Here is a 25,645-nt window from a genome sequence, read left to right as displayed (position 1 = left end):
ATTGTAGCGACACGCCATGCGTGTCGTCGGAACCCCAAACAAAAAGGGGAGCCGGCACCCCGGCTCCCCTCCCCGCTTCATGCGGCCTGCACCTCTTCATACCCGGTGAAACGCATGTCACTCGATGCCCGTCCCTGGGTCAACGAGCGCAGCGCCGTGGTGTAACCGGACAGCTGCGCCAGCGGTGCCAGTCCGACCACCTCGGCACGACCGCCCAGGTCATCAATGGACGACACCCGCCCGTGGCGACGGTTGAGGTCGCCCACCACGTCGCCCACATGCACCGACGGCACATGGATGGCGATCTCCATCACCGGCTCCAGCAGACGCGTACCGCCCTGGGCCAGCGCGGCTTTCACCGCCTCCGCACCCGCGCGATGGAAGGCCATGTCGGAGGAGTCCTTGGCATGGGTCTGGCCATCGGTGAGGGTGACCGTAAGGCCCACCACCGGATGGCCCTGCGGACCTTCCGACAGCGCTGCACGTACGCCCTTCTCCACCGCCGCCACAAACCCACGTGGAATCACCCCGCCCACGGTGCGATCCTCGAAGCTGACCTCGCCATCGTCGCGCGGGGTCACATCGATCACCACGCGGGCAAACTGACCCGAACCGCCGGTCTGCTTGACCACCTTGCCTTCCACCGCACGCGCGGCCTGCTTCGGCGTTTCCTGGTAGGCCACGCGTGGCGCGCCGGTACGTACGTTGACGTTCCACTCCGTACGCAGGCGTTCGACCATCACCTCCAGGTGCAGCTCGCCCATGCCCCAGACCAGGGTTTCACCGGTGTCCGCATCGGTATCGACGCGGAACGACGGGTCTTCCTGGGCAAGGCTGGCCAGGCCCTGGCTGATGCGGATCAGGTCGGATGCCTTCTCCGCGGTCAGCCGCCACGCCAGCACCGCCTGCTGCGCCTGGATCGCGTCCAGACGCAACGGATGTGCCGGTGCGCTGAGCGTTTCACCGCTCACCGCGTCCTTCCAGCCAAGCACGGCCACGATGTCACCGGCCACGGCCTGCTGGATGTCGTGGGTCTGGTCGGCCTGCACGCGCACCAGCCGGCTGACCCGCCGTCCCTGCGGATGCTGCGAACTGGCCAGCGTATCGCCCACCCGCAGCGTGCCCGAGTACAGGCGCACGAAGCTCAGCGCACCGTGATGCTGGTGGGTGATCTTGAACAGCAGCGCCGCCAACGGACCAGATGCCTCCGGCGGCAGCACCACCTCACCCTGGGCGTCTTCAGCGACCACCGCCGGCCGATCTTCCGGTGCCGACAGGTAATCGACGATAGCGTCGAGCAGGGTTTCAATGCCCTTGCTCTTGAACGCCGCACCCGCCAGCACAGGCACGCCGGCACCGGCCAGCGTGGCCCGTCGCAGCGCTGCGCGCAGGGCCGGCGCACCGATGTCACCGCCACCCAGCCACAGATCCGCCAGCAGTTCGTCGCGGTCGGCAACCGACTCGACCAGGCGGGCGCGCTCGGGCTCCCACTGCGCCTGTTCGTCCGGACTCCAGCTGGTACGGGTCGGCGTACCGGCCTCGTCCCAGCGCACCACGCTGCGATCCACCAGGTCGACCCAGCCGCTGAAGGCCGCTTCGGCACCGATCGGAACGCCCAGCGCCCACGGTCGCGCCTGCAGCTTGTCCTGCAGCTGATCCAGCACGCGTTCGAACGACGCGCCGATGCGATCCATCTTGTTGACGAACGCAATCAGCGGCACGCCGTGCCGACGCGCCTGGTGCCACACCGTTTCCGATTGCGGCTGCACGCCGTCGACCGCGGAGAACACCGCCACCGCGCCATCCAGCACGCGCAGCGAGCGCTCCACTTCGATGGCGAAGTCGATATGGCCCGGGGTGTCGATCAGGGTCAGGTGATGCAGCGGCTGGTCACGCGGTGCCCAATGCGCCTGCACGGCGGCGGCACCGATGGTAATGCCACGCTCGCGCTCGATCGCCGAGAAATCGGTGGTGGTCGCGCCGTCGTGGACTTCGCCCACGCGGTGGATCTCGCCGGTTTTCCAAAGCAGGCGTTCGGTGAGCGTGGTCTTGCCGGCGTCGATATGGGCAATGATGCCGAGGTTGCGCCGGAGGTTGAGGGTGTTCTGGGTGTTCATGGAATGCGATCTCGTTGCCAACGTTGAGAGAGCCGCACGCCGTCATTGGCTAACGGGCGTGCGGCCAGATTTGGGGCTCGGCGATCAGGTGCATGGCACGTTCTCCTTGGTCATCTGCGGGTTGCGGTGGCTGAAACGAAAAGAGCGCCCGGTGGGCGCTCTGTCTGGGATCTGAGAGGTGACCGGGAATCCGGTCAACCGCCTGAGCCGCAAGGCAGACGCGCCCGTTCCGCGCGAACGCGGTTCTGGGTAAAAAACGTCAGGAGCGGCATCAAGGTCATTTCGGTTCAGGTCCGGGGTATGGGGCGCATTCTAGACCTCTGATTGCCGGATGCAAGCGAACATTGCCCTCATTTATGGAACACAGGCGATCAATTCGGGCGGCCGGCACGGCATGTGCAACAACCGTCGCGTGCCAGCTTTTTGTATATGCGAATAGGTCGCAATTGCATCATGCAGGTTTAACTTCTAAAATGCGTCACGCAACGTCGTACCCACGACGGTTTCGACGCTGGTAGCCGCTTCGGTTCGCGCGCACAGGCCAGCGCCTGCGCCCCTTCCGAATATCGAGTGCCCCATGTCCTTCTCCCCTGCCCGTTCCTCTCGGTTGACCCCCAGCCGGCTTGCCCTTGCCTGCGTGCTGGCCGTAGCCGCACCGGCCGCCTTCGCCCAGAACGCCACCGAACTCGACAGCGTCCAGGTCAACGCCTACCGCACCACCAACAGCACCAGCGGTGCGACCAAAACCAGCACCGCGATTGCGGAAACCGCGCAGTCGGTGTCGGTGATCGAACGTGCGGAACTGGACGCGCGCGGCGTGCAGTCGCTCAATGACGCCATGCGCTATGTAGCCGGTGTCAGCCTGGAAAGCAGCGGCATCGACAACCGCGTCGACGACTTCCGCATCCGCGGTTTCGATGCGGGCAGCTGGGCCAACAATGTCACCCTGGACGGCATGCGCGCGCCGCAGGGCAGTCAGTGGAACCGCAGCATGTTCGACAGCTGGAACCTGGCCCGCGTGGAAGTGCTGAAGGGTCCGTCGGCGGTGATGTACGGGCAGATGGCACCCGGCGGCATGGTCAACCAGGTCAGCAAGACCCCGACACCGGACCAGGAACAGCTGCTGCGCCTGGGCCTGGATGCCAACGGGCAGTACAGCGCGGCCTTCGACGTGGGTGCCGGCACTGCCGACAATACCCACCTCGGCCGGCTGGTCGGTCTGTACCGCAATGGCGACACGCAGATCAAACACACCGAGCAGGAACACTGGTTCCTGGCCCCCAGCTACACCTGGCAGATTGCCGAGCGCACGCGCCTGACCCTGCTGGGCATGTACCAGAAGGATGACGGCGGCTCGACGTATCAGTTCCTGCCGATGGCCAGCACGCTGAAGCCGACGCAGTACGGCTACATGAAGAACACCACCTTCATCGGCGAGCCGGGCTGGAACACCTTCGACCGTACCCTGTGGACGGCAGGCTGGATGTTCGAGCACGCGTTCAATGATCATCTGACCCTGATCCAGAATGCGCGCCGCACGCACGTCGATTCTCTGTACCGGGGCGTGGTGACCTTCGGTGCGCTCAACGCCGACGGCCGCACCCAGAACCGCCGCGGCGTGCAGGGCACCGGCGATTCCGACGGCGACACCTTCGACACGCGCCTGCAGGCGCGCTTCACCACCGGCGCGGTGGATCACACCCTGCTGCTGGGCTGGGACTGGCAGCGGGCCGACTGGGAAGGCGTGCGCAGCGCGATGAGCAACCCGCGCGCGATCGATGTGTTCAATCCGGTGTACTACAACTACCAGCCGACGGTGAGCACGGAGACACCGACGGCGGGCGTGAACCGCCAGAGCGGCGTGTACCTGCAGGACCAGCTGGCGGTGGCGAACTGGCGTTTCACCCTGGGCGGTCGGTATGACTGGACCAAGGACGACACGCTGAGCGCGACCCGCAATATTGCCACCGGCATTTCCCAGCCGGGCCCGCACAATGTGATCAAGAACGAGGCGTTCACCGGCCGTGCGGGCGTGCTGTATGTGTTCGAGAACGGGCTGACGCCGTACGTGAGTTACGCCGAGTCGTTCCAGCCGTCAACCAAGTCACCGCTGGACAGCTTCACCCGCAACGCGTTCGACCCGGTCACCGGCGAACAGTGGGAAGCGGGGCTGAAATACCAGCCTGCCAACGTGGACGGCCTGCTGACGCTGGCGGTATACGACCTGCGCCAGCAGAACATGATCGTGGACGACCCAAATCCGGCGCACCGCAACTGCGGCAGCACGGGCACGACGGTCTGTTCGATCCAGGGCGACGAAGGCCGTGTACGCGGCATCGAACTGGAAGGTCGCATCACGCCGTTCGAGGGCTTCAGCCTGATCGGCGCAGCCTCGCGGATGGATTCGGAAATGATCCGTTCCAGCGCCTACGCCGGCAAGCAGCTGGCGATGGTGCCAGACTACACGGCCTCGTTCTGGGCTGACTACACCTTCCAGGCCGGCGCACTGCGCGGGTTGAGCCTGGCCGCCGGCGCGCGCTACAACGGCGAAAGCTACGGCGACAGCGCCAACCTGTACCGCATTCCCTCCTACACCCTGTTCGACGCGGCCATCCGCTACGACCTGGGCCAGCTGGGCAGCACCCACGTACAGCTGGCCCTCAACGCCAGCAATCTCTCCGACAAACGCTACGTCTCCACCTGCACCGGCGTCTCGTCCTGCTACTACGGCAGCGGCCGCACGGTGATGGCGACGGCGACGTTCGGTTGGTGATCTGATCGCGTGATTGCGGCGGACGTACCCGCTGCAATTGCATGCACTACGTAGAGCCGGGCTTGCCCGGCTGCTGTTGGTTTTTGGCGAACAGCCGGTGGTCACGTGCATCCGTGTTTGGGCGCACCGGGGTGGGTTTGCGGGACACGCCGTGAATACATCCCTGTAGGCTCGTCAAAAACATCCATGTTTTTGACGGTCCCGCAAACCCACCCCGGCACGCCCCAGACAGTTGGCCGGTGGCCATGGAAGATCAAAAGCACGTAGTTCCGGTAGCGTCGCTCGACAGACGACGGCAGTGAGATTGCCACCGGTCGGCAACGCATGACAATGGATCAGAGCTGCCGTTGATCTTGATCTTCGATGGCCACCGACACACTGTCGTGGCGGCTCGGGGTGGGCTGGAGGGGGCATGAGCCGCATGGATGCGGCGACTGAGCCTACACGGACGTACTTGCGGCGTCCCCCGGAACGCCCATCCCGAGCCGCCAAACCAGAGAACCGATGACTGCCGGTTGTTCGCCTGAATCCAACAGCAGCCGGGCAAGCCCGGCTCTACGTGCACCATGCAATCCGAGTTGTTGGCGTGCACCATGCAATCCGAGTTGTTGGCGCGGATCATGCAATCCGAGCAGTTGGCACAATGCCAGCGATCAGCTGTCCGCCACCACCACCAGCGGCACATCGCGTTGGGGATGGCGCAGCACCAGTACGTGCTGGTGATACACGCGTTCGATGTGCTCGCGGGTAAGCACTTCGTCGGGTGTGCCGTCCGCCGCGACCCGGCCCTGCTCCAGCAGCACGATGCGGTCGGCGTAGCCGGCCGCCAGATTGAGGTCGTGCACCACCACGATCACGCACGCACCGTTGTTCGCCAGTTCGCGCACCGCACGCAGGGTGCGTTCCTGGTGGCGCAGGTCCAGTGCCGCCGTTGGCTCGTCCAGCAACAGCAATGGCGTGTCCTGGGTCAGCACGCGCGCGAAGGTCGCACGCGCGGCCTCGCCACCTGACAATGTGCGCACTTCGCGCGCGCGCAATCCCTGCATCTCCGCCTTGTCCAGCGCCGATTCGATCAGCGCCGCATCACGCGCCGGGTCCGCTGGGTGCGGCAGCCGCCCCATCGCCACCACCTCGTCCACCGTGAACGCGAAACGCACCGCATGGTCCTGCGGCATCACCGCCCGCTCGCGGGCCAATGCCTTTGCCTTCCAGTGCGCGATCGGCTGGTCATGCAGGATCACCTGCCCTGCATCTGCGGCCACGTCCCCCGCCGCCACCGCCAGCAACGTCGACTTCCCCGCCCCGTTCGGCCCCACCAACGCCGTCAGCGTCCCCGGCGCAAAGCCCAGCGTGATGTCATGCAGGATCGCGCGCTCCCCATAGCGCAGGCCCACCTTCTGCAGGTGCAGGAATGGCGCGCTCATACCGCCTCGCTCCGCCGCTGGTGCAGCACCAGCCACAGGAAGAACGGCGCACCCAGCGCTGCCGAGAACAGGCCCAGCGGAATCTCCGCCGGCGGATCCAGCGTACGCGCCGCGGTGTCAGCCACCACGATCAGCAGCGCCCCCGTCACCGCCGACACCGGCAGCAGCCAGCGATGTCCCGGGCCCACCAGCATCCGCACCACGTGCGGCACCACCAGGCCCACAAAGCCGATCGACCCCGCAAACGCCACCGCCGCCCCCACCAGCAGTGCGCTGAACGCGATCAACTTCAAGCGCGTGCGCTGCACATCCAACCCCAGGTGCTGTGCCTGACGCTCCCCCAGCGCCAGCATGTCCAGCGGTGTGGCCAGACGCAGCAGCGCCAGCGTGCCCAGCACGAACACCGGCGTTGCCGCCGCCACGTCCGCCCAGTCCGCCTGCGCCAGCGAGCCCATCTGCCAGAACACCAGCGACTGCAGTTCGCTCTCGCTGGCGATGTAGGTCAGAAATCCAATCGCCGCCGAACAGAACGCCGCCATCGCGATGCCCACCAGCAGCAGCGTGGCCGTGCCACTGTTGCGGCCCGGCCGCGCCAGCGCATAGGTCAGGCTGATCGCCGCCGCACCGCCGGCAAACGCCGCCAGCGGCAGGGTCCAGCCGCCGACACTGCCTGCGCCCAGCACGATCGCCGCCACAGCGCCCAACGCCGCACCCTGGGTCACCCCCACGATGCCCGGGTCGGCCAGCGGATTACCGAACAGGCCCTGCAGACTGGCACCGGCCATCGCCAGCGATGCCCCCACCAGCGCACCCAGCAGCGCACGCGGAATCCGCAGATTCCACACCACCGCCAGGTCACGCGTGCTCACCTGCGCCGGATCCACCCAGCCCAGCTTGACCCCGATCGCCTGCACCACCTCCAGCGGCGGCAGGCGCAACGGGCCGACCGCAAACGACGCCAGGATCGCGCCCAGCAACGCCAGCGCCATCGCCAGCAGCACCCAGCCACCGGCTGTGCGTCGGGTACGACCGGTCATCACGGTGCCGGCAACGCCGCCAACGCCTTGGCCAGCGCCAGCGCGCCACTGCCCGAGCCCACGCTGGTCGATTTCAGCTGCACATCGGGCATCACCCACACGCGATTGGCGGCACCCGCCGGCGTCTGCTTCAGGGTCGGATACGCCTTCCACAGCCCCGCTTCGCCGCCGAACAGCTGCAGGTCGTTCTCGGTTACCAGGATCACATCCGGTGCGGCCGCGACCACGCCTTCATTGCTGAGCGCCGAATAGTTCTGCACGCCGGCTTCGGTGCCGATGTTCACCCCGCCAGCCAGCGCAATCAGCTTGCCCGACGCACTGTCCGCCCCGGCCACCGTCGGCGCGCCGCCGGCCCCCGTGGCCGACAGGTGGATCACCCGCGGATGTTTCGCACTGGCCTTTGCCACGGCGGCGGCTTCATCCAGCTGCGCCTGCACCTGCGTTGCCAGCGTCTCGCCGGCCTCCGCCGCACCCAGTGCAGCGGCGACCTTGCGCACTTTGTCGGGGGCCGGCTGCAGGTCGTCCACGACCACGGCCGCCTCACCTGCACCGCGCAGCTTCTTCGCCAGCTCGGTATGCCGGCGCAGGCTGTTGCCGAGGAACAGGGAGCCTTCGAGGCTCAGCACACCCTCCACGCCCGTGGTGCGGTTGAACAGGAACTGCTTCGGTGCGTTGCGCCCGGACGCGGTGGCCGAGCGCAGCGGCGCGGCATACACCTGCGAGCCCATGCCCAGCGCTTCAATCACCGCGATGACGTCGTCGCCACCAGCGACGATCTTCGAGGTATCGGTCACCGTGACCGAGGCACCGTCGTCGGAGGTGAGGGTCACCGGCAGCACCGGCGTGATTCCCTCGACACTTGGCACGTCGGTCCCTGCCACACGCTGCCAGCCTGCCGGCAGTGCATCGGCCTTCGCCTCCGCCGGTGCCGCGGCCGTCGCCGGCGCGGACGACGCGCTTTCAGGTGAGGCCGGCTTGTCGCCGCAGGCGCTCAGCGCACCCACCAGGGCCAGCGCCAGCAGCGAGTGCGGCAGGTCGATCGAAAGACGCATCACGATTCTCCAGATGAGCGCACGGGGCAGCTGCCCCGTGCGCGGGTTCTACTCAGCGGCGCTTGGCGATGCGGGTCACGCGGTCGCCCTTGGGGTCTTCGGCCCCGCGCGACTTGTTGACCGCGAACACGTTGCCCTTGCCATCTTCACTGACGTGGTTGGGGAAGGTGCCGCCGTCCAGGTTGCCGACCACCTGGCCATTGCCATCGACCACGGTCACGGTGCCTGCACCGCGATTGGTCACATAGGCCAGGCCGGACACCGGCTCGAACGCCACGTTCAGCGCACCCGCACCCACGTCGTGCAGCACCTTGCCGCTGGCGATGTCCACGATGAGCAGGTTGTCGCTGCCCTGCGAGGCCACGTACAGACGGTTGTTCTTTGCATCCACGGCCACGCCCGAAGCGCTGACCGCGTTGCCGAGGTCGATCACCTTCTCGACCTTGCCGCTGGTCACGTCGATCACCGCCGCTTCCGGGGTACCCATGCTGACGGTGTAGAGCTTGCCGCCGGCCGCATCCAGGGTCAGGCTCATCGGCACGAACTTGCCGTCGTCCACGCCCGATTCCAGGGTGATCGGCTCCAGTGCCTTCAGCGTCTTCGCATCAAACACCGACAGGTGGTCTTCACCGGTGGCCGACGCGAACACCTTGCCGCGCTGGCTGTCGATCACCACGTCGCGGGCATGCGGCACAGTGCCGACCGGGAACTGATGCACCAGGCCCAGATCGGACTGGCGGTATACCGCCACGGTGTCCTGGCGGGTGTTGCTTACCCACACGTTGCCATTGGCGTCGTCCACGCCCACGCCGTACACCGCGTAGACGCTGCCGCCCTTGGCATCCGGCACCTGCGCCGGGGTGATCGCCTTGACCACCTTCAGCGACTTCGGGTCCACCTTCAGCAACTGCGACTGGGTGACCGGCGGGCGGCCGACCGCGGACGTGACATACAGGGCATTGGCAGCCGGGCTGTAGGCGCTCTGGTACAGGCCCTGGACCAGCTTGCCGGACGTCAGGTTGAACGCCTTTTCGCCGCTCAGCGGCAGGTTCGGCGACACCCGCAGGGTCGCCACCGCAGCGGCGGCCGGCTGGCTGGCACGCACCACCACCGGATGCTGGCCCGGCACGGCGTCGGCCGGCACGGTCACGGTGGCCTTGAAGTTGCCCTGCGCGTCGACCACCACCGGGGTGGCGTTGAGCACGGTGTCACCGCGCAGCAGGGTGATCTGCTGGCCGGGCACGAACTGGCGGCCGGTGACCTGGGCGTCGCTGCCCGGCACCACGTTTTCATTGCGGGCGCTCACCTGGCCGCGGAAACCGTTAGCCGGGGTATCGAACACCGGTTCGGCCAGCGCGCTGCTGCTGGCGACGGCAAGGGCCACCGCGAGCGCGGTACGGGTCAGTGCGGTGAAACGGGTCATGTCAGACTCCTTCTGTTGGGGACGCGCGTTGCCGCGCGGTGTCACATGGGTTGCCTTGGCATGGCCGCTGTAACGCGGCGGTGGCGGTCTGCCACGCCCTGCCTGGGTAAGCGAAAAACTGATCAATCGGCGCTACGGTCCGCTGCCGTCGGCGTGGCACTGCGGTCGGCAATGCCATACAGCTGGCTCAGCGTGGCTTTCAGCGAGGCCGGCAGCATCGGGCCGTGGCCCAGGCCGGGAAACTCACGGTAGCCGACCTGCAGGCCGGGCAGCTCGCCCAGGCGCTGGCTCAGCTTCCACGCGGCATCCGGGGTGGCTCCACCGATGCGGCGCAGGTGCGCCACCACGCGGGGGTTGTTCATGTCCCGCACGCCGCGGTTGCCGCTGCGTTCGTCGCCGCCCAGCATCACCGTCAGCTGCGCCGGCTGGCCACGACGGTTGTCGATGAACTGCTTCTCAAGATCACGCTGGGGTGCGCCCTGGCTCCACCACAGCGACGGACTGGCCGCGATGTAGTGCTGGAACGCCGCCGGGCGGGTGTACAGGGTGCTGAGCACGAACAAGCCGCCCAGCGAGTGCCCCCATAACGACTGCTGCATCGGGTCGATGCGGGCGCGCTTTTCCACCTCGGGCTTGATCTGACGCTCGATCATGTCCAGGAACTGGAATGCACCGCCGCCGCTGGACACGGTTTTGCCGCTTTCATCGTCGGCAACGTCGATCCACGCGGTGTAATCCTGGGTGCGGGCCGCGGAGTCCACCCGCAGGTCGTTGTCGTAACCGATGAACACCAGCACCGGGGCGGCCTTGGCGGCCAGTTCGGCGAGCATCGGCTGGTCCAGTACCATCGCCGCAGCATTGCCGTCCAGCATGTACAGCACCGGGGCCGGGGTCTTGCCGGGCGTGACCGGAACACCGACGTTCACCCGCCAGCGGCGCGAATGGTCGGCGCTGTCGATCACGAAACGTTCAAACCGGTAGGACTGCGCCGGCTCATCCAGCACGGTCTGGCCGATCTTCTGCAGCGGATTGCGCTGCTGGGCGTGGACGCTGCTCATGGCCAGCATGCACAGCATGACCACGACGGCGAAAAAGGAAGGTAAGCGGCTGGACACAAATGCAACACCGGGGTTCACAATCCACCCAGTGTAGCTCAAATGCGAATGGGTATCACTTGTAGAGCCGGGCTTGCCCGGCTGCTTTTCACGGATCCGCGTCAAACACCACGGTCACATCGCCCCGATAGCGCGTGCCCGGGTGCGCCAGCATCGCCTGCACCGCTGCCCCCTGCACCGCGAAACGCAACCGGGCCGGCCGCCCGATCACCACCGAGTCCGCACCGAACACCGGCGGCGCGCCCAGGCTGTTCAGCGCCACCGCCACGGCGGCCGCGCCACTGGCAACATCGCGGAAGCCCGGCAGGGTCACGCTGACATCCAGCGGCGCATCCTCGGCATCGACCGTGGTGTTGCGGATGCCACAGCGCCCGTCCGGCTGCGGATACTGGCACTGCAGCGAAACACTGAAGCGGCCGCTGCTGCTCACACCGAAGGCCAGCTCCCGCTCCAGTGCCGCCGGCACGATGCCCTGCTCGGTCCACGCCCGCCAGCCGCCCTTCGGCACCAGCAGCGCCCGGTCGCTTCCAGGCGGAATGTCCAGCCGGAACGCATGCCGCACATCCAGCCGGAAGTGCACATGCACCAGGCGGTCAGTCAGTGCTATTCCGTTGCCGAGATCGAAGTCGGTGCCCTCCCCCGTCCCCCCGAAGCTGTAAACGGTGGAGCCGGTGTAGATGCCACTGCGCATGTCCAGCGGTGCGGGCGTGTCCAGTGCGTATACGAAATCCAGCATGGGAATGGCGTAGTTGTTGGTGTTCACCCAGTGCAGCGAGCACACCGCCGAGCCCTGCCCCCCGTCCCGGCGCAACAGCATGCGCATCAGGGTGTAGGGTCCGTGCCCGATGATGCCGAAGTCGCATCCCAGCGCGCCGCCGCTGGAGGCGATGTGCTCCGCGCCATCACGCTCTTCGTCGGTGTACCGCATCGCCGCACCGATGATGCGCAGCTCGAGGTCGAAGGTGCTGGCCCCGTCTTCCGAGGTGACCTGCACCGTCCGCGGTGGCGGCATGCGGATGTAGAACCCATCCCGCCCCCAGTCGGTCACGCGCACGGCGTCCTTGCTGCCGCGCAGCGTGGTGTCGATGCTCCACCAGTTGCTCTGCCGGCAGCGCTCCATGTGCCCCTGCGCGCACACACCGGTCCACGGCGTGGTGTTGGTGAAGGTGCGCATGCTGGGGTCATTCAGATCGGGCTTGAATTCAGCCGTGATGTGCACGTCCGCCGCGCCGGCGGTGCCTGCCAGGATCAGCCCCAGCAATGTTGCGCACAACGTTCTGGCGGTCATGGGGCTTCTCCCGCCGCTGCCGCCGGGCGCTGTGCAAGGCCTGTCGGCGGACACTTCAGCACCCCCGCCATCCATACATCCCCTTGCGACCGCGTGACCTTGCCATCCAGCGCGAACTGGCACTGGTTCACCTCTGGGTGCTGCACCTCGAGCGTCGGCGCGCGCCGACTGACCTCCAGCGCGAAGAAGCCGTCCGCTTCCGTCACGCTGCGTCCGGCATGGTTGACCACGCGGGCACCGGTCAAGGGGCGTCCCTGCGCATCGCGGACCTGCCCCAGCACGGTGACTGTCTGCAGCACCTCGACCTCGCCATGCAGTACGCCGCCACGGTTCAGGTGGTACGGCAGCACCGAAGGCTGGATGCTGGCCGCCGGCGCACGGCGACCCTCGAAGTCGATCTGCAACGCGCCGGCCCGGTACGCGGGCACCGGCAGCAGGTTGCGACCCGGGCGTAGAACATAGCTGCCGCCTTGGCGGTCATGTGCACGCAGCGCGACGTCGGGGACGTCCGAACGCACATCGACGATCATCCCGGTGCGCGTACCGCCCAGGTGACCGGCCCCGGTCATCGCCATCCGCCCGCCTCCCACGGCCAGCGTGCTTTCCAGGTTCACACCCCCGCTGCGCTCGCCATGCAGCGACGACCGCTGCAGATACGCATCGCCGCGCAACGCCGGATGCTCAAACTGCGCGTTGCCGCTGACCCCGACGCCGTCCCGGTCTGCGGTTGCCTGCACGCCGACGCCCTGCAGCAGGCCCTGCTCGAATTCCCGCTGCACGCCCAGACTGGCGTACAGGTCACGTCCGCCCTGCCGGCCCGCGCGCGAACCCAGACTGCCACTGACGCGTCGCGGGTCGCGTCCGAGCGCGATGTTCAGGCTGAGGTCGACGCCACGATTGCGCCGCAGGCCGGTGCTGGCGCTGCCCGGTCGGTCGAACAGCGACACGCGCCAGCTGGCATCACTGCCCCACAGCCGCTGCCGACGACTGAAAGCGAGGTCGACACCGACGCCGCGACTGATACCGCGCTGGTGCGAAACACGCGCGGCCAGGTGACCGCTGTCGCCCACCCGGTGGTTGAGTCCGATCGCGCTGGTCTGCAGCCAACCGGCGCGAAGGTCGGTCACCTCGTTCGCTTCATACCAGGGAGCATCGAGCGGTTGCCGCTCCTGCCAGCTGCGGTTGTGCGACACCATCACGCTGCCATGCCGATAGCGCATCAATCCCTGCAGGTCGACACCGTGTCCATCGGCGCTGGAGGTGTACGCATTGGTGTACAGGCTGGCGCGGTCGTTGAGCTGCCAGTCCAGCGATCCGGCAGCGGCCCGCGCATGCCCGATCTGCTGCACGGCCACGCCCAGTACGGCACGGGCGTGGGCCAGGTAGTTGATCACCCCGCCTGCACCCAGTTCACCGGCCTGCGGGTCGTCCACACTGTCCAGCAGGCTGCGCTGCACACCGGCGAAGGCGCTGTAACGCCATCGTCGGCTGGGGTCCCGCCAATGCATCGGCTTGTGGATCACCGCGGTTTCGCGGCTGGTTTCGCGGCCATCCTCGATCACCCGCAGTTCCACCTCGTAGATGCCGCCGGGAAGTCGCTGCGTGTCCAGCCGCTGCAGTCCCGGGCGCACCGGCTGGCTCTGGATCAGCGCGCCGTCGCGGTACACCTCCACCCGACCTTCGCGGTTGGCGGTGACGTACACCGGATACAGACTGGACGCCTGCCCGTCCACGCGCAGGCTGTCGGAAGACCCGGCCATGATGCCGGCGGTGGTGAACACCCGACTGCTGGCGGCACGCGGCTGCCGGGTGACGCCCTGGAAATTTGGCATGAAGTAGCCTGCGCGGAAGAAGTGGTCGTTGAATTCCCGCTGCGCGTACAGGCTCTGCACGACGTGACGGAGCCCGCTGTCGACATCGCTGCCCCGGTCCACCTGGTAGTGTCCGTCCACGCTCCAGTTGCCGAGGCTGGCCTGGGCGTCCAGCGCGTAGCGGCCCGCATGGGTCGCACCCTCGCTGGCGTAGGCGTTGAGCTGGTGGTGCAGGATCAGCCCCCGGCTTCCCCCCTGCGGCAACGTGTGATGGCGTGGCGCGGCGACACCTGCCGCATCGGCAGCGGCACTGGCAATCGACAGCAGCGAACGTTCCAGGCTGTAGTGCAGCCGGGTCATCCCGGCGGGACAGTTGCGCGTGCACGGACCCAGCGGTTGCGGCATCGCCAGCGCGTTCTGCCAGCGTGCCCGCTCGGCCTCCGGTAAACGGCTGCCTGCGTGCTCCACGAACTCCAGCAACGACACCGCGTTGTCTCGCGACAGCACCGCCCGCGCATCGCCGAGATAGCGGCCATCTGCTTCTACCCGAAGGATCAGCGGTGCGTCGAAGAAGTGATGCTGGAAATCATCCGGCAACTGGCCGGCCTGTTCCAGCAGGTGCAGGCTGTCCAGCGCCACGGGTGCCGCCTTGGCGGACGCAGGCAGACAGGACAGCAGCATCGCCGTCGACAACGGAAGCAGGCGCGACATGAGATATCCAGCAGAGTTGAATCGGAAGCGGCACACGCGGACAGGTGCCGTGCGGCTGGGTGCCGCACGGCACCGGCACAGCGTGGGAAAGAATCAGGGCGTGCCGCTTTCGAACATCATGAAGACGTTGCCCTGGTAGTTGCCCTGCGCGTAGCCGCCGGCGGTGGGAGCCGCTGCCAGAATCTCCACTGCTGCGCGCTTGCTGGCCGCTGCTTCGGTGGCACTGGCCACCTCGGCGGCGGCCGCTGCACCGACCCCGAGTTCCTGGCCCGCCACGCTGACAGTCAGGCCAATCTGGTTGCCGGCACTGGTCAACAGCGCCTCGCTGCTCAGGTAGGCGACAATAGCGCCAAGCCCGCTTTTCATGTCGAGCTGCTGGCGGATCGGATCCAGCCGCTCGGTGGCCAGGTTCCAGCGCATGCTCTGCACGCGGCCGGCCCAGTCTCCCACCGGCGAGATCTGCAAGCCGGTGGGCGAAGGCACCACGGCCTCCACGGTCACCTGTAGGGGATACTGCTCAACCGCCGCCATCGCGCCCAGCGGGGCCAGCAGCAGCGCACCCGTCAGGGCACGCGGGATCATCATCAAACGCATAACGTCATCTCCACAGAAGGTTGGAACGGATGCCGCGTCACGGAACCCGCGCGGCCGGGCTTGAACAACGGAAGACGTCAGGGCAGCTGCAGTGGCCGGCGGCGTTCGCCTTCCACCAGCTGCAGTCGATGGCGCTGGCCCTGGTCATGATCGAGACGCTGTTGCCGCTGCGGCAGCAGGTGGATGCGCTGGGCCGGACTGCAGGTTTCCGCACGGCCGCTGACGGTGCAGGTGCGCAGGTCATCCAGCACGGCGGTACTGTTGCCGACGTTGTGCAGCAGCACATGGTCCGGTCCGTGCTCGGTGTGCACCTCGTAGTGCGCGCTGCCCGGATGGACAATCACGAACACGCCGTAGCCGGCCAGCACGTTGACCCCGGCGGACAACTGCGCGTCGTAGTCCCGTGCTTCTTCGTTGCTGAGCGCGAACTCATCCGCCGCCTTCGGCAGCACAGGGATAAAGCGAACGCGGTAGTAACGTTCGCGGCTGCGATCGCCCAGGAACACCAGACGCGCGGCCTGCTGTCCCTGGGCAGGAATGATCAGGCGCGCCGGGCTGGCGATCAGCCCGTCCCCGCCTTCTGCGCTGGCATCCACCACATGCTCGTGCGCACGCAGGTCCTGGTCATAGACGACCTCGCTGATCATGACCCGGACGAAAGCGGTAGCCGTTCCCCGGTTGCTTACCCGCTTGAGCAGACTGGCCTGGTCGGACTCAAGGTACTCATACATCGCCCCCACCTGGATGTCCGGGGCGGCGGCATTGCCGATGAGCGGCAATCCGAAAGACAACAGCAACGGCCACAGCAGTCGTTTCATCACAACAGATCCCACGGCGGAGCGCTCTGCATGCAGCTGTCGTCGCCGCACACCAAACAGGACGCGCAGATTAGGCGCGCGCACCCGCTCCACCCTATGCAACTTGTTTCAAGGCGGCGTAGGAATCCTTGCAGAATGTGCAACCGATACGCACAACGCCCCGTCAGACGGGGCGTTGTGCAGATGCATCATGGAGTAGATCAGGGCGTCGCGGCCGTGCGCCATGCCGCTACCTGGGCACGCGTACGTTCCAGCAAGGCATCCAGTGCCTGGCGGTCATAAACCTGCCCGCGCATCACCACGGTATTGATGCGGCGGGTGGCCTGGATGTCCTGCAACGGATTGGCATCCAGCAGCACCAGGTCCGCCGCGTGTCCCTGGCGCACGCTGCCATAGCGGTCGAGCTGGCCAAACCACGCGGGGCCGGCACGGGTGGCGGCTGACAGCGCCTGCGCCGGGGTCAAGCCCTCTTTGACGAACAGACTCAGTTCGTCGTGCAGCCCGATGCCGGGATAGTTGAATGAGTTGAGGAAGCCGGCATCGGTACCGGCCATGATCGTGACACCCGCCTGCTGCAGCAGCGGCAGCACCGCCGCCACCTGGTGATACTGCTGATGGCGCGCTTCAATCTGCGCCGGCGTGGCCTTGGCGGCACGCTCGACCCGCCATGCGTAGGTGCCCTGCAGCTTGGGCCCGATGTACTGCAGGTACGGATCATTGGCGTGATCGTCCTGGTCCAGGAAGTCCAGGATGCGTCCGCCGTTGAGCGTGGGCGTCACGTACACGCCCTTGGCGGCGAAACCGCGATACGCCGTGAGTGCGGTGTCGCCATCAAAGCCCGCATCCAGGCGCTGGTTTGCTTCTGCGCGGTTGATCCGCCCGGCAGCAAAATCGGCGGCAATCGCGGCTTCATCCTTGACCCCGGCTTTGTAGGCGTAATCCAGGTGCTCAATCGAGCTGATGCCGGCATCGACCGCCTGCTGCACGGTCAACGCCATCGGAATGTGGCCCGACGCACGCAGCCCGTTGGCACGCGCACCACTCACAGCCTGCAGGAACAGGTCCGGGGTCAGTGTGCTGTCGGTGATTTTGACGAAGTCAACCCGGTCATCGCGCAGGCGCTTGAAGGCGGCATCCAGATCGTCGCGGCTGCCAACCTCGATGGTGCCCTTCCAGACCGGCTTGATGCCCTCGATCTTGGCTCCGGAGGTGAACAGGCGCGGGCCTTCCAGCGTGCCTTGCGCGATCTCGTCACGCCACTGCAGCACCTGGCCAGGCAGGTCGCCGGAACAGTCACGGATGGTGGTGATGCCGTAGGCGATGTACAACGGCAGCAGCGCCTTGTTCTCCTCCACCAGCTCGGGCCCGCCGCCAAAATGCACGTGCATGTCCCACAGGCCGGGAATAAGGTAGCGGCCGCTGCCGTCAATCCGGCGCTTGGCGCTCCAGGCCTTTGCAATCGCAGCATCGTCGCCCACCGCCACGATGGCATCGCCGCGTACCACCACCGCCTGGTCAGCCTGTGTGGTCGCCTGTTCCACGTCGACCACGGTGGCATGGCGGATGATCAGGTCGGCCCGCTCGGCAGCGGAGACCGCCGGCGACATCGCCAGCAACAGGGACAGCAGCACTACGGAACGCTTCATGGCAGGTCGCAATGGGAAGACCCCTGCACCTTACGGCGCAGGGGCACACATTCACCAGTTAAATTTCACCATGCCATGCATTCATTGTGTAAATGCGCTTCAGGCGTCTGCCTGCATGGCCGGCCGCGCCATCACCTGGCCCAGCCAGCGCGCCACCGCCGGATGGCCGTCAACCTGGGCACCGACGTAAACGCCGTAGCCCACCACCTGCGCCACAACCAGATCGACCAGGGAATAGGCCTCGCCCACCATCCAGTCCTGCGCGCTGAGCCGCGCCTCGAGGATGTCCAGCAGTTCCTGCAGCAGCGCACGGGCGGCCGTGGCGTGCGCCGCGTTTTCAAGTTCACCTTCCGTGCTGGCCAGCCGCAGTCGATTGATGGCCGGCCCGTAGGTCACATACGACCACGCGCACCACGACATCGCCTGCAGGCGCTCGGGCGTGCCCTCGGCCGGCCATAGGCCCTGGGCCACGCCGAAGCGCGCGCCCAGCCACAGGTGGATGGCAAGTGCTTCGAAGATGGGCGTGCCGTCCACCACCAGGCAGGGCACCTTGCCGTTCGGGTTGATCGCCAGGTACTCGGGGGTGCGCTGTTCACCATTGCGGATGTCGATGCGGACGCGGTCGTGGGGGACGGCCAGTTCCGCCAGCGCACAGGCAATCGGTGTGGCGCTGGACATTGGGTGCCAATAGAAGACCAAAGACATGTGCATTCCTTTGTGTTGAGGGACGTCGCGGTGCCGCCAGCGGGGCTTGCACCATGGACACAGGCTAGCGACCATTGCGGACAGTTCCTGTCCTCGATTGTGGCGATCCTGCGCTCATGCTGACCACCTCGTCCCGACTGCTTCGCCTGTTGTCATTGCTGCAGTCGCGGCCGCACTGGTCCGGCCCGGCACTGGCCACCGAGATGGGCGTGCATGCGCGCACACTGCGCCGCGACATCGATCGACTGCGCGAGCTCGGCTACCCGATCCAGGCCAGCAGTGGCGTCGCCGGTGGCTATGCGTTCCGTGCGGGCAGGGCGTTGCCGCCCCTGCTGCTGGACGACGAAGAGGCTTTGGCCGCCGCGCTGGCCCTGCGCACCGCGGTGACCGGCACCATCAGCGGCATCGAACAGACCGCGATCACCGCGCTGGTCAAGCTGGAACAGGTGATGCCCTTGCGCCTGCGACGGCGCCTGGATGCGTTGCGCACCGCGATCGTGCCGACCCATCCCGGCGGTCCGGTGGTCGATGCCGGTCTGCTCGGCACCCTGGCGGCCGCCTGCCGCGACCAGTTGCAGCTACGCTTTGACTACGCCGACCGCAACGGCGTCGGCAGTCATCGGCAGGTCGAACCGCAAGGCGTGGTCCAGGCCGAACGCCGCTGGTATCTGGTCGCCTGGGACACGTCGCGCCAGGACTGGCGCACCTTCCGCATTGACCGCATTACCGCCGCACCGCAGGTCGGCGTGCATTTCCGGCCACGACCGTCACCCGGCGACGGCGACCTTGGCCGTTACGTCAAACAGATTCTCGCGCTGCCCAGTCACGCCGTTGAAGCGCAGGTCGTGCTGCGTGCCCCGCTGGCCGCCATGCGACAGCGGGTGCCGCCCAGCCTCGGGGCACTGGAGCCGCGCGACGCGGACAGCTGCCTGCTGCGCTGCGCCGAGTACAGCCCCGGGCTGCTGGAAATCTGGCTGATCATGCTGGAGGTGGAATTCGAGGTGTTGGGCCCACCGGAGCTGCAGCAGCATCTGCGTGACACGAGTGCGCGCCTGCTGCGCGGGGTGGCGTATGCTGAGCGGCGATGACTGCCCGCGCCAATTCCCCACGCACGCTGTTTGACCTGGACCTGCTGCGTGCCATGGTCATGGTCGCCGACTGCGGCAGTTTCACCACGGCGGCGGCGCGGCTGCACTCCACCCAGAGCACGGTCAGCCAGCAGATCCGGCGTCTGGAGGACATCGCCGGGCGTCCATTGCTGGTGCGCGCCAATCGTGATGTGCATCCCACCGATGCCGGCCATGCGCTGCTCGGCATCGCCCGCCAGATGCTGGCGCTCAACGACCAGATGCGCGAGGTACTGGCCGGTGCCACCGTGGCGGTCACCGTGCGCCTGGGCGTACCGGAGGATTTTGTCAGCCGCCGCACCAGCACCCTGCTCGGCCGCTTCAACCGCCGTCACCCGCACGTGAAACTGGAAGTGACCAGCGGCTTGAGTCGCGACCTGGCACAGGCCTTCGACCACGGTGAGCTGGACCTGGCCGTGGTCAAGCAGCGACGCGCCAGCCGGCCTGCGATGGCCTGCTGGCCCGAGCCGATGCGCTGGGTGGACAGTGCGCGCACGCCGCGCCTGCAGGAAGACCCGGTGCCGCTGGTGACCTTCCCGCCGCGTGGCCTGTACCGCGATGAGCTGATTGCGGCAATGGAAAGCCAGGGGAAGCGCTGGCGGATCAGCTTCACCAGTTCCAGCCTCAGCGGCATCCAGGGGGCGGTGGCCGATGGCATGGGTATCAGCCTGCTGCCCGCCCGCGCTGTCACCCGCGACCATCGCGTGCTCGGCGCACGCCAGGGGTTCTTGCCCATGGACAGCTTCGAGGTGGCGCTGCTGCATCGACCGGCCGCCGAGCCGATCATCGTGGATCTCGCCGCGCAGTTCGCGCGTCTGCTGGATCGCGGCCAGCGCTGAGCGCGGTTGGTTGAAAAAGCGACGTTCTGGCAGATGACGGTCCAGCGCCGCTCACGCCTGTCCCGCTTATAGGAATCATCCTAATCTGATGTCAGAAGAGCCTTGTGACGCGTTCAAGCAGTAAGAATGGCGCAAATCCCACGATTGCGTGCCTCCCTTGTCCAAGCGCCATCCAGGTCCCGTGTGCGGAAAATGTCTTCCGTCCGTTCTCAAGATTGCCCTTCTCGACGACCACGATGTGGTCCGCCATGGCAGTTGCGTCCATCTGTCCAACCACAACCGGCTTGAGGTGGTCGGCAATCATGCACGCAGCAGCGCACTGATTGCCACGCTGGCACGCTGCCACGTCGATGTGGCGGTCATCGATTACGCGCTGGCCGAAGGCGACCTGCAGGGCATGGAGCTGCTGCGCATGTTGCGCCGGCGCTTCCCGCGGGTGCGGCTGCTGATGTTCTCGGCCAACGTGCACCATGTGATGATCTCCAACACCATTGCGGCGGGTGCCGCCGGTGTGGTGTCAAAGAGCCAGTCACTGGAGGAACTGGCCCGCGCCGTCGGCCGGGTGGCCGCCGGCCACATCCACCTGCCGGAGGGCTATCGCGATGAGCACGCAGAACACCGGCTGACCCCCAGCGAACGTGAAGTACTGCAGTTGTGCCTGAGCGGCATGACCGTCACCGAGATCGCCGCCGTCCGCAACCGCAGCATCAAGACCATCAGCACACAGAAGCACGCCGCCTTCCGCAAGCTGGGCCTGCGCACCGACCGCGACCTGTTCACGCTGCGCCATCAGCTGGCGGTGTTGTGAGCACGGTTCGCTGCTACGCCGCAGCGCTGCTGACGGCCTGGCTGCTGGCGCTGTCCGCGCATGCTGCTGACGGTCCACGCCTGATCCGCGTGGCGGCCGACCCGTCACAACATCGTCTGCTCACCCCGGAAACCCGGGCGGCGCGCGATGCGAATCTGGTCAGCAGCTACGCCCAGCTGGTGAGCCAGGAAACCGGGCTCAGCTTCCGTGAGCAGCGGGTGGAATCGGCGCGCGCCGCACTGCAGGCGTTGTGTGATGGCCAGGCCGACCTGATGCTGCTGCTGGGTGGTCTGGAGGGCGCGCCCTGCAACACGCTGGTCGCCTCGCCCGCGTACTACCGTGGCCAGGCCCTGCTGGCCAGCCGCCACACCCACCCCAACCCACCCGAGCTTTCGCATCTGCGCCGCATCGCGGTGATCGGCGGAAGCCGCTACGCCGAGTGGCTGGCCAGCCATCACCCGAACCTGCAGACGATGTCGGTACCCACGCTGCGCGAGGCGTTGGCGGCGGTGGAAACCGGCGTTGCCGATGTGGCGCTGGAGCTGGACGTGGCCATGCGGCCGCTGGTGCGCCGCGATCACGGCGACAGCCTGCTGCTGCACGGCGCGCCCGGCAATCTGCCCGGCAGCCTGCATCTGGTGGTGCGGCAGCAGGACCACGCGCTGCTGGACCAGATCCATCAGGCGATGCGGTCAATCAGCCCGCAGGAACATGCGATGTTGATGCAGCGCTGGACCCGCGCCACCTACTTCAGTGGCCCCTCGCTTGCCGTGCTGTCACAGCATTTCCGCTGGGAACTGGCGACCATGGGCCTGACCGTGCTGTCGCTGCTGGCGGCCGGGTTCTGGCTGCGCCGCATGCAGTTGGCCGCACAGCGCAGCGAGCGCCAGCAGGCCCAGTTCATCGCCACGATGAGCCATGAAGTCCGCAACGCCGCGCAGACGCTGGTGTCCTCGGTGGACCTGCTGCATCAGTCCGGCCTGGACAAAGGCCAGCAGCAGCTGGCCGATGCCGCACGGGTCGCCGGCACCGGACTGCGCCAGCTGCTGGGACATGCACTGGACTACTCACGTCTTGCCGCCGGCGAATACCAGCCACGCCTCGCCTGGCAGGACATGCGGCAGCTGGCGCTGGAGTGCGCGGCAACCCACCGCCCCAGCGCGGAGGACAAAGGGCTGACCCTCACCGTGCGGCAGCTCACCGACCCGCTGCCCCGCATGTGGGTGGACGCCGACGCGCTGCGCCAGGTGCTGAACAACCTGCTCGGCAATGCGCTCAAATTCACCGATCGCGGCAGCGTGGAGATCCTGCTGGAGCTGAAGCTGGAACCCGAGCGCGCCACCTTGCTGCTGGGCGTCCATGACACCGGCATCGGCATCGCGCTCGATCAGCAGCACGCCGCGTTCAAGCCGTTTGCCCAGGTGCACGACGCGCAGGCCCACCGGGTGGGCGGCTCGGGACTGGGTCTGGCGATCTGCAATGACCTGGTGAAAGCGCTGGGCGGCCAGGTGAGCCTGTGCAGCGTGCCCGGCCAGGGCAGCAGCTTCGAGGTCCTGCTGCCGGTGGTCATTGAAGCCCCCGGCAGCGGGCCGGTTGGCCAGCCGCTGGCGGGACGTTCGCTGCTGCTGGTCGAAGACCATGCGCTGAACCGCACGGTGGTCAGCCGGCAGCTGGCGACGCTGGGCGCATCGGTCAGCACCGCCGCCGACGCGGCCGCCGCGCTGCAGGTCCAGGCCAGCGAGCCCTGCGGGGTGGTGCTGCTGGACTGCGTGCTGGGCGACATCAATGGCTACGACCTGGCCCGGCTGCTGCGCCGGCAGGAACTGGAGCAACAACGCCCGCCCGCCATGCTGATCGCGCTGTCGGCCAATGACGCACCGGCGCACGTGCAACGCTGTCGCGACTGCGGCATGGATGCGGTGCTGTACAAGCCCCTGGATACGCGCCAGCTGCTGTCACTGCTGGGGCTGGGCAGCGCTGCCGCCGGCGTTGCGGACCCGTCGCCGACCGCCAACGATGATCCGATGTGGCTGCACTATCTGCAGGCCGTGCTGGAAGAGCAGCAGGCCATCAATGAAGCGCTGCGTGCCCACGATGGCAACCGTCTACGCCACCACGCCCATCGCCTGGCCGGGGTGTTGCGCATGCTCGGGCAGCTGTCGCTGGCGGGCATCGCCTCCGACCTGCACGAACTGGACCTTGAGGAACCCGCCGACTGGCTGGAGGTGGAGCGCCTGCTGGGCTATCTGCGCCCGGCGCTGGCGCTGCTGACGCGCAGCTGCCCTACTTCAGCTGCAACGGGTAGCGCTGCCACAGTACATGGACCAGAAACCCGGTCAGTTCCGGATCCTTGGCCGTGATCGATGCGCGGATCTTGTCCAGCAGCACCATGTCGCTGCAGGTGCGCACGTCAGCGTGCCCGGCCTGCCCGGCCCGGCGCGCACGGTAGCGGGCCGCCCGCTGGGCATCGGTCATTGCGTATCCGAACGTGGGCGGCCGACCGCGCTTGCGCGGCAGCATCAGCTCCAGGGTGCCGGGGTCATCTTCATCACGCATGACGGATCGGGAGGAAAAACGGGGGCGCGAAAGATACCACGTCAGGCACTGGATTCGGCCACCCGGGCCCCCACCCAGACCAGCACGAAGCCCGCCAGCAGGCTGACCGCCAGATACACCGGCATGACCCAGCCGTGGCCATTGCGCACCAGCAGCACCGCCTCGAGCATCATCGACGAAAACGTGGTCAGCCCGCCGATGATGCCGACGATGATGAAGGCCCGCCAGTACGGAGCCGCCGCGCCCTTGGTCTGCAACCAGACCATCACGTAACCGACCGCGAAAGCCCCGATCAGGTTCACCGTCAGCGTGCCCCACGGGAAACCCGCGCCGAACTGGCGCAGCATCGCGTCGCCGATGATGAAACGCAGCGACGCGCCCAGCGCGCCGCCCAGCATGACCAGCCCGAGCTGCTGCCACCACGCGCCCGGCAGCAGGCTCATCCCCGCCCCTTGGCGGCGCGGGCCTGCGCACGTTCTGCACGCAGGCGGTCCAGCTTCTCTTTCAGCTTGATCTCCAGCCCACGCGGAACCGGTTCGTAGTACACGCGTTCGCCCATGGCATCCGGGAAGCCGGTCTGGTCCAGCGCGATGCCGCCCTCGGCATCGTGGTCGTACTGGTAGGTCTTGCCGTAGCCGAGCTCTTTCATCAGCTTGGTCGGCGCGTTGCGCAGGTGCAGCGGCACCTCCTGGGTGCCGGTTTCGCGCACTTCGGCCTTGGCCATATTGAAGGCGGCATAGCCGGCATTGGACTTGGCGGTGCTGGCCAGATACAGCACCAGCTGCGCGAAGGCGAGTTCGCCTTCCGGGCTGCCCAGCCGTTCGTAGATGTCCCACGCTTCCAGCGCCATGCTCTGCGCGCGCGGGTCCGCCAGGCCGATATCCTCGATCGCCATGCGGGTCAGGCGGCGTGCCAGATAGGACGGGTCACAGCCGCCGTCCAGCATCCGGGTCAACCAGTACAGCGCGGCATCGGGATTGGAGCTGCGCACCGACTTGTGCAGCGCCGAGATCTGGTCGTAGAACTGCTCGCCGCCCTTGTCGAAGCGGCGGGTGCGGTCGGCCAGCACCTGCTGCAGCATCTCCGGGGTGATCACGCCGTTGTCGCCGCCCGCCAGTTCCGCCGCGATCTCCAGCAGGGTCAGCGCCCGGCGCACGTCGCCGTCGGCGGCGGTGGCGATTTCCAGCAGCGCCTCCGCACTCACCTGCACCGGTTCCGCACCCAGCCCCCGCTCCGGGTCGTGCAGCGCCCGCTCCAGCGCCTCGACCACATCGGCCGGCGAAACCGCCTCCAGCACGTGCACGCGGCAGCGTGACAGCAATGCGGAGTTCAATTCAAACGAGGGATTTTCCGTGGTGGCCCCAACGAACACGATGGTGCCGCGCTCGATATGCGGCAGGAACGCATCCTGCTGGGCCTTGTTGAAACGGTGCACCTCGTCGACGAACAGAACGGTGCGGCGGCCTTCGGCAAAGCGCTGCGCCGCCTCCGCCAGCACCTGGCGTACCTCGGGCAGGCCGGACAGCACGGCCGAGATCGCGCGGAACTCGGCGTCGGCGTAATGCGCCAGCAGCAGCGACAGCGTGGTCTTGCCGCAGCCGGGCGGTCCCCACAGGATCATCGAGTGCACGTGCCCCGATTCCACCGCGCGGCGCAGCGCACTGCCCGGTGCGAGCAGGCGCTTCTGCCCGACCATTTCATCCAGGGTCTGGGGGCGCATCCGCTCAGCGAGCGGGCGCAGGTGGTCACGATCCACGGTCAGCAGATCGGGACCATTGAATGTCGTTCGGTTTCTGGCCAC

Annotated in this window: 20 protein-coding genes; 5 read left to right on the top strand and 15 right to left on the bottom strand. The window is 67.3% G+C overall.

Features of this window, described 5'->3' with window-relative positions; genetic code table 11:
- Window positions 1-77: 77 nt before the first annotated feature.
- Window positions 78-2,117, bottom strand: coding sequence for an elongation factor G (gene fusA, locus RT551_RS00185; RefSeq protein WP_313454950.1), 2,040 nt, complete (start codon window positions 2,115-2,117; stop codon window positions 78-80).
- A gap of 577 nt (window positions 2,118-2,694) precedes the next feature.
- On the opposite strand from fusA, the gene RT551_RS00180 reads away from it, so the two are divergent.
- Complete coding sequence (locus tag RT551_RS00180; protein WP_313454948.1) at window positions 2,695-4,890, top strand: TonB-dependent siderophore receptor; 2,196 nt, start codon at window positions 2,695-2,697, stop codon at window positions 4,888-4,890.
- A 653-nt stretch (window positions 4,891-5,543) separates the two neighbouring features.
- On the opposite strand, the gene RT551_RS00175 is transcribed toward RT551_RS00180, so the two are convergent.
- From RT551_RS00175 to RT551_RS00125, 11 genes are all read right to left on the bottom strand, one after another.
- Window positions 5,544-6,314, bottom strand: a complete 771-nt coding sequence (locus RT551_RS00175) for a heme ABC transporter ATP-binding protein (protein ID WP_313454946.1) — start codon at window positions 6,312-6,314, stop codon at window positions 5,544-5,546.
- On the bottom strand, window positions 6,311-7,351 hold the full coding sequence (locus RT551_RS00170; RefSeq protein ID WP_313454944.1) for an iron ABC transporter permease: 1,041 nt from the start codon (window positions 7,349-7,351) through the stop codon (window positions 6,311-6,313). Before RT551_RS00170 ends, RT551_RS00175 begins: the two co-directional genes overlap by 4 nt.
- Window positions 7,351-8,403 carry an ABC transporter substrate-binding protein gene (locus tag RT551_RS00165; RefSeq protein WP_313454942.1) on the bottom strand — a complete coding sequence of 351 codons (1,053 nt, stop codon included), beginning with the start codon at window positions 8,401-8,403 and terminating at the stop codon, window positions 7,351-7,353. The genes RT551_RS00170 and RT551_RS00165 overlap by 1 nt, the downstream gene beginning before the upstream one ends.
- Before the next feature lie 52 nt (window positions 8,404-8,455).
- Window positions 8,456-9,826: a YncE family protein gene (locus RT551_RS00160; RefSeq protein ID WP_313454940.1), complete on the bottom strand. Its 1,371-nt coding sequence runs from the start codon at window positions 9,824-9,826 to the stop codon at window positions 8,456-8,458.
- Window positions 9,827-9,948: 122 nt separating this feature from the next.
- Window positions 9,949-10,884, bottom strand: coding sequence for an alpha/beta hydrolase-fold protein (locus RT551_RS00155; RefSeq protein ID WP_313454939.1), 936 nt, complete (start codon window positions 10,882-10,884; stop codon window positions 9,949-9,951).
- Window positions 10,885-11,029: 145 nt separating this feature from the next.
- Window positions 11,030-12,229 carry a hypothetical protein gene (locus RT551_RS00150; RefSeq protein WP_313454938.1) on the bottom strand — a complete coding sequence of 400 codons (1,200 nt, stop codon included), beginning with the start codon at window positions 12,227-12,229 and terminating at the stop codon, window positions 11,030-11,032.
- The gene (locus RT551_RS00145) at window positions 12,226-14,751 is read right to left on the bottom strand and encodes a TcfC E-set like domain-containing protein (RefSeq protein WP_313454936.1); all 2,526 of its coding nucleotides are present in this window, start codon (window positions 14,749-14,751) and stop codon (window positions 12,226-12,228) included. The genes RT551_RS00150 and RT551_RS00145 overlap by 4 nt, the downstream gene beginning before the upstream one ends.
- A 93-nt stretch (window positions 14,752-14,844) precedes the next feature.
- The gene (locus tag RT551_RS00140; RefSeq protein WP_313454935.1) at window positions 14,845-15,345 is read right to left on the bottom strand and encodes a CS1 type fimbrial major subunit; all 501 of its coding nucleotides are present in this window, start codon (window positions 15,343-15,345) and stop codon (window positions 14,845-14,847) included.
- Window positions 15,346-15,422: 77 nt separating this feature from the next.
- A complete protein-coding gene (locus RT551_RS00135) occupies window positions 15,423-16,163 on the bottom strand; it encodes a CS1 fimbrial subunit B flags: Precursor (RefSeq protein ID WP_313454933.1) in 741 nt (246 codons plus the stop codon).
- A gap of 200 nt (window positions 16,164-16,363) precedes the next feature.
- On the bottom strand, window positions 16,364-17,809 hold the full coding sequence (locus RT551_RS00130; RefSeq protein ID WP_313454932.1) for an amidohydrolase family protein: 1,446 nt from the start codon (window positions 17,807-17,809) through the stop codon (window positions 16,364-16,366).
- A gap of 99 nt (window positions 17,810-17,908) precedes the next feature.
- Entirely contained in the window at window positions 17,909-18,514 is a 606-nt protein-coding gene (locus RT551_RS00125) for a glutathione S-transferase family protein (RefSeq protein WP_313454931.1), read from the bottom strand.
- 116 nt (window positions 18,515-18,630) lie between these two features.
- Here RT551_RS00125 and RT551_RS00120 point away from each other — a divergent pair, with 116 nt between their 5' ends.
- The 4 genes from RT551_RS00120 (at window position 18,631) to RT551_RS00105 (ending at window position 23,648) form a co-directional block, all read left to right on the top strand.
- Complete coding sequence (locus RT551_RS00120; protein WP_313454929.1) at window positions 18,631-19,602, top strand: WYL domain-containing protein; 972 nt, start codon at window positions 18,631-18,633, stop codon at window positions 19,600-19,602.
- Window positions 19,599-20,480: a LysR substrate-binding domain-containing protein gene (locus RT551_RS00115; RefSeq protein WP_313454927.1), complete on the top strand. Its 882-nt coding sequence runs from the start codon at window positions 19,599-19,601 to the stop codon at window positions 20,478-20,480. Before RT551_RS00120 ends, RT551_RS00115 begins: the two co-directional genes overlap by 4 nt.
- Window positions 20,481-20,628: 148 nt before the next feature.
- Window positions 20,629-21,288, top strand: coding sequence for a response regulator transcription factor (locus RT551_RS00110; protein WP_313454926.1), 660 nt, complete (start codon window positions 20,629-20,631; stop codon window positions 21,286-21,288).
- The gene (locus tag RT551_RS00105) at window positions 21,285-23,648 is read left to right on the top strand and encodes an ATP-binding protein (protein WP_313454924.1); all 2,364 of its coding nucleotides are present in this window, start codon (window positions 21,285-21,287) and stop codon (window positions 23,646-23,648) included. The genes RT551_RS00110 and RT551_RS00105 overlap by 4 nt, the downstream gene beginning before the upstream one ends.
- On the opposite strand, the gene RT551_RS00100 is transcribed toward RT551_RS00105, so the two are convergent.
- The 3 genes from RT551_RS00100 to RT551_RS00090 are packed head-to-tail and all read right to left on the bottom strand — an operon-like array spanning window position 23,572 to window position 25,564.
- Window positions 23,572-23,844 (bottom strand): hypothetical protein, encoded by a 273-nt coding sequence (locus tag RT551_RS00100; protein ID WP_125359051.1) that lies wholly within the window; start codon window positions 23,842-23,844, stop codon window positions 23,572-23,574. The genes RT551_RS00105 and RT551_RS00100 overlap by 77 nt on opposite strands.
- A gap of 41 nt (window positions 23,845-23,885) precedes the next feature.
- Window positions 23,886-24,287: a fluoride efflux transporter CrcB gene (gene crcB / locus RT551_RS00095; protein WP_313454923.1), complete on the bottom strand. Its 402-nt coding sequence runs from the start codon at window positions 24,285-24,287 to the stop codon at window positions 23,886-23,888.
- Window positions 24,284-25,564 carry a replication-associated recombination protein A gene (locus RT551_RS00090; RefSeq protein ID WP_313455039.1) on the bottom strand — a complete coding sequence of 427 codons (1,281 nt, stop codon included), beginning with the start codon at window positions 25,562-25,564 and terminating at the stop codon, window positions 24,284-24,286. Before RT551_RS00090 ends, crcB begins: the two co-directional genes overlap by 4 nt.
- Window positions 25,565-25,645 lie beyond the last annotated feature (81 nt).

The sequence above is a fragment of the Stenotrophomonas sp. genome (assembly GCF_032103445.1).
Lineage (GTDB): Bacteria > Pseudomonadota > Gammaproteobacteria > Xanthomonadales > Xanthomonadaceae > Stenotrophomonas.
This window is presented reverse-complemented; position numbering and strand designations above follow the sequence as displayed.